Annotated in this window: 15 protein-coding genes, 5 tRNA genes and 1 other RNA gene; 13 read left to right on the top strand and 8 right to left on the bottom strand. The window is 36.3% G+C overall.

Translation table 11 applies throughout. The features are described from left to right. Nucleotides 1-53 precede the first annotated feature (53 nt). The 7 genes from fsa to ffs form a co-directional block, all read right to left on the bottom strand. Nucleotides 54-710, bottom strand: coding sequence for a fructose-6-phosphate aldolase (gene fsa / locus BZG02_RS03910; protein WP_101260092.1), 657 nt, complete (start codon nt 708-710; stop codon nt 54-56). A gap of 168 nt (nt 711-878) precedes the next feature. Beyond that, nucleotides 879-952, bottom strand: a tRNA-Thr gene (locus BZG02_RS03905). Between the two features lie 9 nt (nt 953-961). Further along, nucleotides 962-1,033: transfer RNA gene (locus BZG02_RS03900), tRNA-Thr, on the bottom strand. Between the two features lie 37 nt (nt 1,034-1,070). Next, a tRNA-Thr gene (locus tag BZG02_RS03895) sits at nt 1,071-1,147 on the bottom strand. 91 nt (nt 1,148-1,238) lie between these two features. Continuing rightward, nucleotides 1,239-1,315 (bottom strand) — tRNA-Thr (locus BZG02_RS03890). Between the two features lie 92 nt (nt 1,316-1,407). Continuing rightward, a tRNA-Thr gene (locus BZG02_RS03885) sits at nt 1,408-1,484 on the bottom strand. 28 nt (nt 1,485-1,512) lie between these two features. After that, nucleotides 1,513-1,611: signal recognition particle sRNA small type (ffs, locus tag BZG02_RS03880), an RNA gene on the bottom strand. A gap of 167 nt (nt 1,612-1,778) precedes the next feature. Between ffs and BZG02_RS03875 the strand changes: the two genes are divergently transcribed. The 4 genes from BZG02_RS03875 (at nt 1,779) to BZG02_RS03860 (ending at nt 5,253) form a co-directional block, all read left to right on the top strand. Next, nucleotides 1,779-2,426, top strand: a complete 648-nt coding sequence (locus tag BZG02_RS03875; protein ID WP_101260091.1) for a DUF4199 domain-containing protein — start codon at nt 1,779-1,781, stop codon at nt 2,424-2,426. Between the two features lie 9 nt (nt 2,427-2,435). Further along, nucleotides 2,436-3,383 carry a glycosyltransferase family 2 protein gene (locus BZG02_RS03870; protein ID WP_101260090.1) on the top strand — a complete coding sequence of 316 codons (948 nt, stop codon included), beginning with the start codon at nt 2,436-2,438 and terminating at the stop codon, nt 3,381-3,383. 81 nt (nt 3,384-3,464) lie between these two features. Then, nucleotides 3,465-4,241: a methyltransferase domain-containing protein gene (locus BZG02_RS03865; RefSeq protein ID WP_218972133.1), complete on the top strand. Its 777-nt coding sequence runs from the start codon at nt 3,465-3,467 to the stop codon at nt 4,239-4,241. 1 nt (nt 4,242) lies between these two features. Then, entirely contained in the window at nt 4,243-5,253 is a 1,011-nt protein-coding gene (locus BZG02_RS03860; protein ID WP_101260293.1) for a glycosyltransferase family 2 protein, read from the top strand. Nucleotides 5,254-5,287: 34 nt separating this feature from the next. On the opposite strand, the gene BZG02_RS20750 is transcribed toward BZG02_RS03860, so the two are convergent. Beyond that, nucleotides 5,288-5,431, bottom strand: coding sequence for a hypothetical protein (locus BZG02_RS20750; protein ID WP_180335627.1), 144 nt, complete (start codon nt 5,429-5,431; stop codon nt 5,288-5,290). Between the two features lie 166 nt (nt 5,432-5,597). Between BZG02_RS20750 and tnpB the strand changes: the two genes are divergently transcribed. The 9 genes from tnpB (at nt 5,598) to BZG02_RS03815 (ending at nt 15,215) form a co-directional block, all read left to right on the top strand. Then, nucleotides 5,598-5,960, top strand: coding sequence for an IS66 family insertion sequence element accessory protein TnpB (gene tnpB / locus BZG02_RS03855; protein ID WP_101260089.1), 363 nt, complete (start codon nt 5,598-5,600; stop codon nt 5,958-5,960). 74 nt (nt 5,961-6,034) lie between these two features. Then, complete coding sequence (locus BZG02_RS20745) at nt 6,035-6,196, top strand: hypothetical protein (RefSeq protein ID WP_180335626.1); 162 nt, start codon at nt 6,035-6,037, stop codon at nt 6,194-6,196. A gap of 9 nt (nt 6,197-6,205) precedes the next feature. Beyond that, complete coding sequence (tnpC, locus tag BZG02_RS03845) at nt 6,206-7,504, top strand: IS66 family transposase (protein WP_143470412.1); 1,299 nt, start codon at nt 6,206-6,208, stop codon at nt 7,502-7,504. 251 nt (nt 7,505-7,755) lie between these two features. Then, a complete protein-coding gene (locus BZG02_RS03840; RefSeq protein WP_101260086.1) occupies nt 7,756-8,790 on the top strand; it encodes an outer membrane beta-barrel protein in 1,035 nt (344 codons plus the stop codon). Between the two features lie 713 nt (nt 8,791-9,503). After that, nucleotides 9,504-10,838, top strand: a complete 1,335-nt coding sequence (gene glpT / locus BZG02_RS03835) for a glycerol-3-phosphate transporter (protein WP_101260085.1) — start codon at nt 9,504-9,506, stop codon at nt 10,836-10,838. Nucleotides 10,839-10,943: 105 nt separating this feature from the next. Continuing rightward, nucleotides 10,944-12,254 carry a glycerophosphodiester phosphodiesterase family protein gene (locus BZG02_RS03830; RefSeq protein WP_101260084.1) on the top strand — a complete coding sequence of 437 codons (1,311 nt, stop codon included), beginning with the start codon at nt 10,944-10,946 and terminating at the stop codon, nt 12,252-12,254. A gap of 26 nt (nt 12,255-12,280) precedes the next feature. Continuing rightward, on the top strand, nt 12,281-13,633 hold the full coding sequence (locus BZG02_RS03825; protein ID WP_101260083.1) for an OprO/OprP family phosphate-selective porin: 1,353 nt from the start codon (nt 12,281-12,283) through the stop codon (nt 13,631-13,633). A gap of 294 nt (nt 13,634-13,927) precedes the next feature. Further along, nucleotides 13,928-14,428 (top strand): hypothetical protein, encoded by a 501-nt coding sequence (locus BZG02_RS03820; protein WP_101260082.1) that lies wholly within the window; start codon nt 13,928-13,930, stop codon nt 14,426-14,428. Nucleotides 14,429-14,438: 10 nt separating this feature from the next. After that, nucleotides 14,439-15,215 (top strand): Rossmann-like and DUF2520 domain-containing protein, encoded by a 777-nt coding sequence (locus BZG02_RS03815; RefSeq protein ID WP_101260081.1) that lies wholly within the window; start codon nt 14,439-14,441, stop codon nt 15,213-15,215. Nucleotides 15,216-15,288: the final 73 nt, after the last annotated feature.

The following is a 15,288-nucleotide window of genomic DNA, read 5'->3' as shown; positions in this document are numbered from 1 at the left end:
AGCAACAAAAAAAGGAGTACCGAAGTACTCCTTTTTTTAATGTCATGTGGTGATTAACCGTTTAATTTGTTGTAATCTGCAAGGAATTGAGCCAATCCTTTATCTGTTAAAGGATGGTTTAACAAGCCTGTAATAGCGCTTAAAGGACTAGTTGTAACATCAGCTCCAGCTTCAATACATTGAACCATGTGCATGGTGTGACGAACAGATGCGGCCAAAACTTGAGTCTCGAAACCATAGTAACTGTTCATGTCTACAATTTGACGAATTAAGTCAATTCCGTCGGCGCAGATATCATCTAAACGTCCAACAAAAGGAGATACATAGGTTGCTCCAGCTTTAGCTGCTAATAATGCTTGTCCTACAGAGAAAATCAAAGTACAATTAGTTTTGATATCTTTTGAACTAAGGTATTTTACTGCTTTAATACCATTTTTGGTACAAGGAACCTTAACAACAATTTGAGGATGAAGAGCAGCTAATTCCATGCCTTCAGAAATCATTCCTTCAAAATCGGTTGCAATAACCTCTGCACTTACATCGCCATCTACAATTTCGCAAATATCAACATAGTGCTTTTTGATGTTTTTCTCCCCTTTAATCCCTTCCTTAGCCATAAGAGAAGGGTTAGTGGTAACGCCGTCAAGGATTCCTAAATCCTGGGCTTCTTTAATCTGATCAAGATTTGCTGTGTCGATAAAAAACTTCATTTTACGATTTTTAGTTTGTTATTTGTTCAAAACGAAAATACATTAAATTCTTTGATCAACAAAGAATACAATTCATTTTGAACGCATGAAATAAAACATAGAGATACGAAATTATTTTCGCATCGGATTGATTCGAAAAATATGAAGTTGGTGGGGGTAAAAAAAAAGAGCCGATAGGGGGATTCGAACCCGCGACCTGCTGATTACAAATCAGCTGCTCTGACCAACTGAGCTATATCGGCAATATTCTGAGCCATTGATGAGAATTGAACTCATGACCTCTTCCTTACCAAGGAAGCGCTCTACCCCTGAGCTACAACGGCAGTAACAAAATTAAAAAAGGAAAGTGTTTTTCCTTTATGGAGCCGATAGGGGGATTCGAACCCGCGACCTGCTGATTACAAATCAGCTGCTCTGACCAACTGAGCTATATCGGCAATTGTTACTGTTTTGAAGGTGTACTTTTAACCTTCTAATAATCTTAATAAAGAACGAACGAAAACTCAAAAACTTATTTTTAAGTTTTCTTGGAGCCGATAGGGGGATTCGAACCCGCGACCTGCTGATTACAAATCAGCTGCTCTGACCAACTGAGCTACATCGGCAATTGTTATTATTTTAAAGGGCTACTATAAACCTTCAAATAATCTTGTAAAGAACGAAAGAAAGCCCGCAAGCTTTCTTTTAATTTTTTTCTTGGAGCCGATAGGGGGATTCGAACCCGCGACCTGCTGATTACAAATCAGCTGCTCTGACCAACTGAGCTATATCGGCATTTTTATACGAATATTGAAGTATAAAAAGTGGGCAAGCAACTACGTCGCACCGCTTCGACCACCTACCCTTGCTGCCTTCCGACCCTGGGGGGATTCAATAGGAGCTGGTCGCATAGTGCTTACCCGAGGACAAAAGTAGAAAAATCCTGATTCCTCGCAAACAAATTATGCAACTTCTTATTTAATTTTTTAGTGAAGGTAAGCCAATGGTTTTATTTTCAGAGAAATAATTTTTTTAGAATGTGATGTTTTTTTTTCACATTCATTCATTTTGGAGATAAATTAAGAGCAATTGAAATCAGAATTAAGCTTTTTTGAGCAAGGCTTTCTAGTAAAAACGGATATCTTTGTGCGGGAAAAACAAATTTACTATTTCATGCAGATTTTTAAAAATTCATTACTTAGGCATACCTTTTTATTTGGAACTCTGGTTGGAGGGGCATTAATTGTGGCAGCTTTGGTGGTTTACCTGAAAGGTTTATCGGTTAGTTTTGATCCAAATCTTCGGTCGATAAATCTGTTTTTAATTGTAAGCGGTATATTTTTTGGCGTGAAAAAATATCGCGACGATGAATTGGGAGGCCTAATTAGTTATGGGAAAGCTTTGGTTGCAGGCATTCTTATTATAGGGTTTGCCTCTATGTTTTATTCCATATTTCTATACATTCTAATCAGCTATTTTGATACTTCTATTCTTCAAGAAGCTATAGTATTTCTAGAAAAAGGCCTACACGAAATGGGTTATCAGCAAAAAGATATTGATTTGCTGATGGGAATTTACAACAAAATTACCCCTGGAGTATTTGCCTTTGGACAGTGGTTTAGCAAAGCTTTATCTGGTTTGCTTTTTTCTCTTATTTTAGCCTTTTTCTTTCGTCAGAATAGAAATTTGCTTAATAAGAACTCTATTGATAAATTTAACGAATCGAATAATCAGTAAAATTTCAATATGGATATTTCTGTTGTAGTTCCTTTATATAACGAGGAAGAATCGCTTCCCGAATTACTTGCTTGGATCGACCGGGTAATGCAGGCAAATAGTTTTAGCTATGAGGTTGTATTAGTGGATGATGGAAGTAATGATACCTCTTGGAAGGTGATAGAGGATTTAAAAAGCAAGAATGCTTCGGTTCGGGGAATTAAATTTCGTAGGAATTACGGGAAATCAGCGGCTCTTTTTAGTGGTTTCGAAATTGTTAAAGGGGATGTTGTTATTACTATGGATGCCGATCTTCAAGATTCTCCTGATGAGATTCCTGAACTGTATCGTATGATAAAAGAGGAGGGTTTCGATTTGGTTTCGGGATGGAAGCAGAAACGTTACGATCCAATTTCAAAGACTATTCCTAGTAAATTCTTTAATAGAACGGCGAGAGCTATGTCGGGTATTAAACTACACGATTTTAATTGTGGGTTAAAGGCTTATAAGAAAAAGGTGGTAAAAAGTGTCGAGGTGTATGGCGAAATGCACCGATATATTCCAATTTTGGCTAAAGAGGCCGGTTTTGTGAAAATCACCGAAAAGGTAGTGCAACATCAAGAACGAAAATATGGTGTTACTAAATTTGGCTTAAGCCGATTTATTAATGGATTTTTAGATTTACTATCAATTACCTTTATCAGTAAATTTGGTAAAAAACCCATGCACTTTTTTGGATTGTTGGGGACACTTATGTTCCTTATTGGATTTTTTGCATCTGCTTGGATTGGTGCTCAGAAATTGTATAGTATGAGTCTAGGGGAAATGGCTCCTCGGGTAACTGATAGTCCGTATTTTTATATTGCATTAGCAACAATGATTATAGGTACTCAACTTTTTCTTACAGGATTTGTTGCTGAATTGGTAAGTCGAAGTTCATCTGAACGAAATACTTATCAAATTGAAAAAGAAATCTAAGTTGAATTATAAATTATGAGTGAGGAGTTATGAATTATCCCTTACTGTGATTTGTAGTTTTGAAATCTTACGAAATTCCAAATGATAAAACGTATAATAAGAATTTTATTGCAAATATTTCCTCGCCCTGTTCTGATTCGGATGAGCTTGGTAATAAATCGTATTGTTGCTGTATTTTTAATTGGAAATAAAGTTGAATGTCCGGTTTGTGGTGGACGATTTAGAAAGTTTCTTCCTTATGGTTACACAAAGGAAACAGGGCGAGATAATGCTCTTTGTCCTAAATGTCTTTCCTTAGAACGTCATCGGTTAATGTGGTTGTATCTGAATGAAAAAACGGAGTTCTTCACGAAGGAGCTTAAAGTTTTACACATCGCTCCGGAACAATGTTTTTACAAGCGATTCAGAAAGCTCCCTAATTTGGATTATACTACCGCCGATTTAGAATCACCTATTGCTGATGTTCATTTCGATGTGCAGGAAATTCCCTTTCCCGAAGCATCGTATGATGTGGTGATCTGTAATCATGTGTTGGAACATGTTACCGATGATGCTAAAGCAATGCGTGAGATTTACCGGGTGTTAAAACCGAATGGCTTTGCAATATTACAAGTTCCTATGGATTCCGAGAATCCGGTAACCATGGAAGATCCAGGGGTTACAGATCCGAAAGAAAGAGAGAGACTTTACCGTCAAAAAGATCATGTTCGTTTGTACGGATTAGATTATGCTGATAAATTGTCAAAAGTGGGATTTTCTGTTTCCCAATCGCCATATGCAAAAGAAATTCCTTCTGATTTGGCCGAAAAGTATCGCTTGCCGATGAATGAAATCTTTTATTTCAATCAAAAATTATAAAATGACCGAAGAAATTAAATTTTCGATTATTATTCCGGTGTACAATCGTCCGGATGAAATGAAAGAATTGCTAGATAGTTTAGCGGTGCAGACCGATAAAGATTTTGAATTGGTTGTTGTTGAAGATGGTTCATCCATTAAAAGTGAAGTGCTTTGCGATACGTACCGCGATCGAATACATATATCGTATTTCTACAAACAAAACGAAGGACCCAGCATTGGGCGCAATTACGGATTGGCCAGAGCAAAAGGGAATTATTTCCTGTTTTTTGATTCCGATTGTATTCTTCCTCCTCAATACATGCAGACCATTCATAAGGAGCTAAGTGAGAATTTTGTGGATTGTTATGGTGGTCCCGATGGTGCTATGAACGATTTCTCGGATTTTCAGAAAGCCGTTTCTTATGCCATGACTTCCTTTTTTACTACTGGAGGTATTCGTGGAGGAAAGCAACAGGTTCACCAATTTCACCCACGTAGTTTTAATTTGGGCTTTTCGAAAGCCGTTTATGAAAACACTGGTGGATTTCCAGTTACTACTATGCATCCGGGTGAAGATATGGTTTTTGCCATAGAAGTAATTAAGCGTGGTTTCGAGACTCGCTTGGTGCGAGATGCTTATGTGTTTCACAAGCGAAGAGTATCCTTTAAAAAATTCTATAAACAGGTTTTCGGCTTTGGAAAAACCCGCTATATCATCTCAAAACATTATCCCGAAACATTCAAGATCTTCTTCTTGTTTCCATCTTTATTTGCAATTGGAACCATTGGAGCATTGGTTTTAGGCTTGGCTGTTCACCGAATTTTTGCATTTCCAGTTCTTTTATATGCTTTCCTTGTGTTTGCCGATGCACTAACAAAAAACAAATCGTTCACCATTGCCATAAAGGCGCTTGCTGCAAGTTTTGTTCAATTATTTGCTTATGGTATCGGATTTATGGATGCTGCATGGAAACATAAGGTGCTGGGGAAAGATGAGTTTGGTGTGTTTGGAAAAGGGTTTTACGAATAAGTATGCAAGGGACTCCTGTATATTTATAAGCGGTTTAGTTCGCTTTCGCTTGCCGATTTTTTACTTGCTCCTCCTTTAAAATCATTAAAATTGTATTGGATAGAAAATCGTACCCACGTGTTGTCATGGTCAGGAATTGATCCGGCTGTAATGTTGCCGTATTTGTCTTCCCACGCATTGTCCGAAGAGTTAAAGATATCATTTCAGTATTGATATGAATTTGTTGCTTCTATTTTATGACATTCAGTAGCTTGTGTCGTATCCGTCTCCACAATAGCGCATAGTTTCTTGAGAAAAAACTTTTGATTTTTACATTCTTAAAATTCACATAAAAAGGATGTACTATGATTTTCAATTTCACGGCTACGACACGTTTTTATTTTTTTCGCGAACCAGTAGATATGCGTAAGGGAATTCATTCGCTTTATCATCTGGTAAAGACTTTAGGTAAAAAGGATGCACTAAATGGCAATGCTTATGTTTTTGTTGGTAGTACGCGTAAATCAATTAAGGTTTTACGATGGCAAAAAGAAGGATTTGTTCTTTACAACAAGAAGTTTGAATTGGGTTGCTATACTCTGCCACAACAAGTAGGCGATGCACCTTTCTTTGAGGTAGAAAGTACTATTCTTGATCAAATCGTCAACTCAATAAAACACAAAAGCAATTCGAACGAACTTCGCTTAAAAGCTACGATAACGGCCTGATATAGAGTGTGAAAGATGTAAAAATAGTATGCGTTTTGCATGGTAAAACCCTACTATTTTTGTATCTTTATATCATGACAAACAGAGAGTTAAGCGCTTTTTATCAGGAACAGATTTCAGAATTAACAGCTGTACTGGCATCTTTGACTAAAACCATAGAAGAACAAGCTAAAGAGTTAGCTGCTTTGAAGGCAGTACTTTTAGAGAAGGATAAAGATGCCCAAAAGTTGAAGTGATTTGCGAATATCAACCTTCCTAAAAAGACCGAAAAACGTAAATATACAGCTCCTGTTGCAGTTGATAAAAAACCAGCTCTCTCCCCAAAAGAAAGAGGTAATAATGGTGCTAAACGAAAGGTTTACGATAATATAGAAGAGCTTGTTGAAGATGTACTGCCTTGCGATGCCGACTTTGACGAAAAAGTTGCTGTTTACTTGTTTCACCGTGATGTGATAAGGTATACATATATACCACCCCGACTGATCAAACATATTTATCGTTGTAAGAAATATCGGATGGGTGATAACATTTTTGAAGGAAAAGCTCCAGTGGCGCCATTTCAGAACTCCAACTTCGATAGCTCGATATTGGCACATCTAATTCAACAAAGATATGTGTACGGCATGCCCGTAGAACGCATTATGAAATACTTGAACGAGATGGGCATTGATATCCCCAAAGCAACTGTTCATGGCTTAATTGAAAAATCAGCGGATCTGCTCGATAGATTGACTCCACACCTTAAGGATGCTATTCTTGCAGATCCTTATATCCATTTCGATGAAACCTATCATACCGTATTAGACGGCGATAAAGGAAGTCGCAAAGGTTACTTTTGGAGTGCTTTATCCCATCAAAATAATTTAATTCAGTTCATTTATGAAAATGGATCAAGAGCCAAAAAGGTATTTACAAACTACCTGTCTGGAGATTATAAAGGAGTCGTTCAGACTGATGGTTACAGCTCGTACAAAGTACTTGAAGGTTGGAATTATCCAAAAGCAATGCGATTAGGTTGTATTCAACATTGCAAACGAAAATTTATAGAGATTCAAGAACAACCAAAAGCACAAAATATTATTGATCTGTACAACCAATTTTACATTATCCGAAAAAAGAAACCAAAAGAAAAATGGAAAGAAGAATCCTTGAAAGTTTACACGGATTTAGAACAAAAACTCAGGACTATTGATCGAGACCCTGAAATACTACCCAACCATATTTTAAATAAAGCCACTGCATACTGTCTCAACGAACTGGAATCAATTTACAATATTATAATATCTACAGATTACGATTTGGATAATAATAGGATTGAACGACCGATGCGTTACATTAGCATTAGTCGTCGCAATTCGCTTTTCTGTGGCTCTAATGCTGGAGCTGCTAGAACTGCGAAACTATATTCTCTGGCCATTTCATGTAGACTGAACAATGTGAATACCTTTTCTTATTTCAAAGATGTGATACAGCACCTAGCAGAACACCAAACCATGACCAACGAACAAATGAGAGACTTGCTTCCTGATAAGTGGGCTGAGTAATATCTGAAATTGTAATACCCCGTCAATTTGAACCAAAATTTGACCGGGTGTGTTTTTTTGGATGGGCTGGCGACGCGGAGACGCTTACAGCGCTGTTGAATGGCCGTGTTAATTTTTCGTTAAGCCGAATTAACGTTTATTTAAAATAGTTGTGAGTGCTAGGAGAAAGAAAGCTACTAATTTTGTCGGCAGTTGTTAAGAAAATATGTCGACTTAATTTCAGAAAAATTACATACCACTAAACAAACCAAATGAAAGGCAAAAAATTATTAATCAGCGCAATTGCATTATTTTTAGCTTCTGCGACTATTGCGCAAGAAAGTCAGGATTTTATCCCATCGGGAAAGGCTACTGGAAAAGTTTTCTTTAACTACCATTACGACATGACAAGTGGAGAAGAACAGGAAAGTAGTTTTGAAATATCAAGAACTTATTTAGGGTATGATTATAATATAGCCAAAGATTTTAAAGCAAGCATTACGCTTGATGTTGGTAAAAATGATGGAGGTAGTGATTATACAGCCTATCTTAAAAAGGCGCAGTTAGAATGGACTATTTCACCAGTTGTAAAAGTTTCTTTAGGTATGATAAGTACTATTCAATTTAAGGAGCAAGAGAAATTCTGGGGATATCGTTATATGTTGAAGTCTTTTGCAGATGAATTTGGTTTTGAACCAAGTGCTGATGTTGGGATAAAAGCTAGTTTTAAGCTGAGTAATGCTTTCACCGCAAATGCTATTGTAATGAACGGTGAGGGATATAAGAACCTTCAAGATGAAGATGGAAAACAAAAGGTAGGAGCGAGCTTAGTATACGAAAAGAAAGGTTTATCAGCAAAAGTTTATGTAGATGCACTTACAGCGGCTGTTGCTGATGAAGAGGGAAATGAAGAGGAGGTTACAGCAACTAGTTTTGCCACCTTTCTCGGATACAAATTTTCCGATCATTTAAGATTAGGTGCAGAATATATCCTATTAAGTAATGCAACCAAATATTCGGTAGCTGAAGCAGATAAAGATATGACCGGGATATCTATATATTCTACTTATACATTTAATGACAAATGGGAAGTATTTGGAAGATACGATAAGCTTAGTTCTAATACCCTAAAAGGGGAAAGCGAGAAATGGAATATATCGAAAAATGGAGGAGCTATTACAACAGGAATTCAGTATGCTCCTGTAAATGGAGTTAAAATGGCTTTAAATTATCAAGGATATAATTTTAAGGATTCTAGTAATGAAGACAAATCATTAGTTTATTTAAATTTTGAGTTTAAATTTTGAGTTGGGTGGATATAAGTGATGCAAAGACTGCTTTTGGCAGTCTTTTTTTTATACAGATTAGTTGCATCTAGATTCACTATCCTATGTTTTTTTATTTATAGAACTGGGAGTGGTAAGTAAATGAAATGGATTGTTTCCAAAGAATTGCCTGTAATATCAGTAAGCATACGTTGTATTTAATAGTTTGATGGTAGATAATAGTAGTGGAGTTTTTATATTTAAAACAAGTAAATTGGAGTTGAGAATTGAATTGATAAAATTAGAAACAAAACATAATTTACAATAGTGGAAAGTATATGGTATTGTGTGTCAGTAAAATGTATATTTAAATAACGGCTGTGTGAATTAATTCTAAATAGTAATATTCCTTAATGTTATTCTTGTTGACCAAGTATTTTATTCCTAAGTTTGTCGCCACGAAAAACCTCATCTGAAAGCAGATTGGTTTTTTTTTGTCAACAATACATAGCAATACAAGATATAAGGTAGCGGTACGTATAATACTATGTAATGTATTATATAATCAGACATATTTAATAAGTGGTAATGTTAGTTGTTAAATATCTGAAATAGTGTTAGTTTTAATAGTGGCTTTGTAAGTGTAATGACTTAAAAACTAAGGTTTTTAGCTTCGAAAGGAGAAAATTCTAATGGAAATATTACAGGTTCAGTAATGAATCGTGTATTAAAATAATCACTCTAAATCTTTTAATATGATTGGTTTCTTGAAGCCGGCGGCACATAAGGAATTGTTGCCGGAAAGTAAAATTGACCCAACTTACAAACGATTGCGATTTCAGGTATTTGTAGGTATTTTTTTAGGTTACGCTGGCTATTACTTAGTAAGAAAGGTGTTCTCTTTAGCAATGCCTGATTTAATCGCTTTGGGTTATTCAAAAACAGAGTTGGGATTCGCATTGTCCGGGGTTTCCGTAGCTTATGGTTTAAGTAAGTTTATCATGGGAAATGTGTCGGACCGTAGTAATGCTCGACGTTTCTTAACCTTAGGTTTGGTGCTTTCTGCCATTACTATGATTGTAATGGGAATACTACCTGTAGCTACATCATCAATAGCTATCATGTTTGTATTGCTCCTATTAAATGGTTGGTTTCAAGGTATGGGTTGGCCTCCAAGTGGTCGTGTAATGGTTCACTGGTTTTCTATTCGGGAACGAGGAACTAAAATGTCTATTTGGAATGTGGCACATAATGTTGGTGGCGGAATTATTGGTCCATTAGCTATTCTTGGAGTTGCCATTTTTACCGATTGGCATTCGAAATTGTATTTTCCTGGTATTGTTGCTTTAGTTGTGGCATTTATTGCTTGGTTATTAATTCGTGATACTCCTCAATCTTGTGGGCTTCCGAATATCGAAAAATATAAAAATGATTATCCCGATTCCTATTCAGAGAAATTTGAAGAAGAGATGACTGCAAAGGAGATCTTCATGAAGTATATTCTGAAGAACAGATTGTTATGGGCAATTGCCTTTGCGAATGCTTTTGTTTATTTGGTGAGATATGGTGTGCTCGATTGGGCTCCTTTATATCTTGAAGAAGCAAAGGGATTTTCGATTAAAGAATCGGGTTGGGCTTACTTTGCCTACGAGTGGGCAGGTATTCCAGGAACTTTACTTTGTGGTTATTTAAGCGATAAAGTATTTAAAGGGAAACGTGCTCCGGTTAGTATTATTTATATGGTACTGGTATTTGTTTCTGTGTTTATGTACTGGACTAGTGAATCAATTATAGCAAATTCGATTGCATTGGTATGTATTGGTTTCCTTATTTACGGTCCTGTAATGTTAATTGGAGTTCATGCATTGGATTTGGTGCCTAAAAAGGCAGCAGGAACTGCAGCTGGATTAACTGGATTGTTTGGTTATATGGGAGGTGCTTTATTTGCCAATATTGCCATGGGTGCAGTTGTTGATACTTGGGGTTGGACTGGCGGTTTTATTGTTCTTTTAGGAGCATGTGTAGGTTCAATTATATTGATTGGAATGTCGTGGATTCTTGAAAATAAAGGATATAACGGATTGCATTAACGAGGATTTTGTTGTGGAGTTAAGCTCATAATAAAAGGAGAGAAGCTTAATTACACCTCCTAATCATAAATTCTAATACTATTTACAAACTATAATTTTAAACAAATGAAAAACTTTAATGTGAAGAATTTGTTGGCAGGAGCACTTATCTTGTCCAGCATTGGGTTTGCAGGGTGTGAAGATGACACCCCTGACTACAATCCTTACAATAATTATAAAACTTATCCTCTTAAAGAGCTAAGTGATGAAGCTAAAGCTGTTCGCGATTATGTGAAAGCTGATGCTGTTATTGCTCACCGTGGTTCTACTTTTTGGGCTCCTGAAGAAACAGAAGCTGCTTTTCGTTGGGCTCGTAATATGGGTGCTGACTATTTAGAAATTGATCTTCAGAGAACTCAAGATGGTGTATTGCTTGCTTTGCACGATGGAAACCTTCGTCGTACTTCAAATATTGAAAGTCAATTTCCAGGAAAAGAAGATTATCCTGTAAGTGTTTTTACTTTAGCTCAATTGCGTCAATTAGATGCTGGTTCTTGGTTTAATATTGATGTGCCGGAAAATGCTCGTCAATCATTTGTAGGACAAAAAATTTCAACTCTAGAAGAAGTTTTAAAAATTTCTGAAGGAATGAGAATTAAGCGTGATATTGCTGGTGAGCCAGTAAAAGATATGACTCGTTTAGATTCAGAGGGTGATTGGGCTGGATATTACGAGTTTGAAGTAGATCCACAAGATAATGGCAACCGTCCAGGTGTTTATGCTGAAACAAAAGAGCCATATTTATTTCCTAGTATGGAAGCCGATTTAGCAGTGTTTTTGTCAGAAATGGGATGGAATGTAACCGATTCTCCAAAAGTAATTGCTACAACTCCTGGTAAAGTAGATGTTGCAAACACTATGGGACGTTTTATTTTACAAACATTTTCTCGTCAATCTATTGTATCCTTAGAGAAAGTTCTTCCAGGTGTTCCTAAATGTATGTTGCTTTGGGAAGATGAGAGTGCGGCTTATGTTCGTCCTTCAAATTCAATTGAATCTTTAGCAGAATTTATTAATTTCTCAGTAGATTATAATTGTCATATTGCTGGTCCTTCGATTGCAGGAAGTCCTAATGGATATCCTGAATTAACAGAGCCTTGGATGTGTGAAATGTATCACCGTGCGGGTATGATTATTCATGCTTACTCTTTCGATACTGAAGATCAGTTGAGAAAATACAATGGAGATTATTTTTATGCTGGAGTTTCTCGTTTCGACGATCCTGCTCGTACAGTTAGTGGTGACTTTGAATACGATGTAAACCCAAATATGTTTATTGATGGTGGTTTTACTAACTTGACTGATTTGTCGATGAAGTATCAAAACCGTGAAGTTGCGGGTACTGCTCAGGAAGTAATGGACAACTTAGGCTACTAATTGTTAAATCTATAATAGATAAAGATATGTTAAGAAAATTATATATCGCTACACTAGCTTTAGGATTGGTGGCGACAAGTGCAATAGGGCAGGAAAAACAATTGACTGCTGAATCAAATAAAGGAGGGATTGTTTTAACCTCCGCGGATAAAGATTATCAAGTTAGCCTTAACGGCAGAATTTATATGGACGGAGTTCATTATTTCGATGATGCAACCGACCTAAGTTCTGATGCTTCCATTAGTGATATCCGATTAGGAACAAGCGTAAAATGGGGACAATGGAGTGCTAAAGTGAATGTTAGCTTTGGTAATGATGAAGTGAAAATTAAAGATGCATTTTTGAGATATAACTATGCAAAGAACAGTATTTTTACTGTAGGTAATTTCTTCGAACCATTTGGTATCGAAGGTGCTGCATCAAGTAAAGATCTTCGTTTTATCGGAGCTTCAAACATGACAGAAGCAATGGGAATTGGTCGTAGTATTGGTTTAGGTTATACTTACTATACCGATAAATTTTACGGATCTACAGGTGTTTTTGCTGGATCGGTTGATAACGATAACGAAGGGGATCAAGGATTTGCAACTACTACAAAATTAGTTTATACTCCAATTGTAACCGATAAAGTAACTTTCCAATTGGGAGGATCATTTACTTATCGTATTCCAGAAGCTAATGGCTTCAATGAGTCTTTAAATGATGATGATTATAATAGAGAAGTTGTTTTAGCTGCTGGTCCTGAGGATAAATTTTTAAATGCAGATATCCAGTATGCAAGAACCGATATGCGTTATAACTTCCAATCGATGGTACTTAGCGGTCCTTTTCTATTGCAAGCTGAATACACTAAAACAAAAGTTACTCGTGACGACGATTATGTTTCAAGATTAATGAAGGATAATCCTTATTGGACGCACACAGCTTCTGGCGGATATGCATGGCCTACAACACCTGGCGATTACCCAGGATGGTATGGTGAGTTACGTGATATCGAAACAAAAGCTTACTATGTTCAGGCAGGTTTCCTTTTAGGAGATAACTATGCTTACGATTCAGCATCAGCTTATATCAAACGTCCAAAAGCAGGTTCTTACGAATTTCTTGTACGTTACGATAATACTAATTTGAATGATATCGATGGTACTTATTTTAACGGATCTTATGGTCCTGCTGATCTAGATGCTGCTTTAGGCGGAGCTGGAAATATGAGTATTCAAGGTGGAAAATCAGAAAGCTATAGCGTAGCAGTTAACTATTATTTAAGCGATAATGTAATGTTTCGTTTAAACTACAGCTATATGGATGTTCAAAATCAAGCGTATCCATTGGATGAAAAAATTGGCATGCTAAAAGCTAGAGTTCAAGTGAATTTCTAGTAGAAAGCAGACAGTATTTGTACTTGTAAGGGTGGGGCAATTTTTATTGCCTCACCCTTTTTTTTGATCTAAATAGTATTTTATCTTTTAAATGGAAGTTGGTACTAGGTAGATTTTACCAAAGTAAGCTGTTGTTTTCCTTTTTTCATCCAGCGAAAGCTTAGTAAGATTTCATATGATTATTATTTGATTTTTAGTTGCCATATGGAACTTACCATGTTGGGATAATCATTTCCTTGTGTGTCAAAACACCTTTGACATGGACGTTTCATATTATCTAATTATCTTTGCCATATGGACAAAGAAAAAGCTGAACAGGAGAAACAGTTTATAAGAAAGATATTCATTGATGAAATAGGTCGTTTGCAAAAAGAAGGATTCTATTTTTTTTCATTTATCATGATGGGACAAGCCATTGAGGCTTTAGGTTGCTTCCTGGATAACAAACCGTTAAAAGCGCGTGCGCAATCATCGAAACGTTTTTCAAAAGCTCTAAATATATTAATGGGGAACGATTATCGCATTGTAAATAAGGATTTTTGGCTGTACGATAGGTTGAGAAATCAGTTAACGCATTCATTTGTTCCTAGTAAATCTCTTTTACTTTGTTCTCGAAATAATCAGCCTGAGGATGCACAACATTTAGATTTTATAGATGAGCGACTGGTACTAGTAGCCGAGGATATGTATGAGGATTTGGTGAATGCTTGCGAAAAACTATTTGGCATGATTGATCGGGGAAAAGTACCTTTAAAGAATATTGCAGCCTCTCCACAGGAATTAGGAATCTTATAAAATCGGGAAAATGATTCAAAAAGTAGTAATGATTGGTGCCGGTAATTTAGCAACACAGCTATCTTTGGCCCTTCATGAAAATGGCATCGAAATTTTGCAAGTTTACAGCAAGACGGTTGCATCAGCAAAAGCGTTGGCGGATAAACTAGACTGCTCGTTTACCATAGCCGTAAATAAAATTGAAAAACATGCCGATTTGTACGTTTTTGCTTTAAGCGATAAAGCTTTGCAACTTGTGTTGGATGAATTTATACTTCCAATTGGTACTGTTGTGCATACTGCTGGCAGTATTCCTGCTGCTATTTTTGAAAATTACAGCGGTAATTATGGGGTTTTTTACCCTTTGCAAACTTTCTCGAAGGAACGTAATGTCGATTTTTCGAATGTACCTATTTGTATAGAATCTAATGGTTCGAAGTTACAGACAGATTTGATTGAATTAGCAACGAAAATATCAAATAACGTTCATTTAATAAGTTCGGAACAACGAAAGCAATTGCATTTAGCAGCCGTTTTTACCTGTAATTTTACCAATCACATGTATAGTGTTGGACAGAAATTACTGGCAGAAAAAGAGCTTGATTTCGACTTGTTAAAACCTTTAATTATGGAAACGGCACAAAAGGCGTTGCAATTAGATCCTATAGTGGCACAAACAGGTCCAGCGGTTCGTTTCGACCAAGAAATAATGAGTTCGCACGAGAAGGAGCTAAAAGATTCTCCTGTATTTCAAAAATTGTATAGATTTGTGAGTGAAAGCATCTATATGATGCATAAAAGTAAATAAGTAAATTTGTTGTATTTCGAAAAAGAAAATGGGAAGTTGAATGTACTATTTTTCTAACCTCTCATATCTTGTT

Source organism: Labilibaculum filiforme (genome assembly GCF_002843315.1).
Lineage (GTDB): Bacteria > Bacteroidota > Bacteroidia > Bacteroidales > Marinifilaceae > Labilibaculum > Labilibaculum filiforme.
This window is presented reverse-complemented; position numbering and strand designations above follow the sequence as displayed.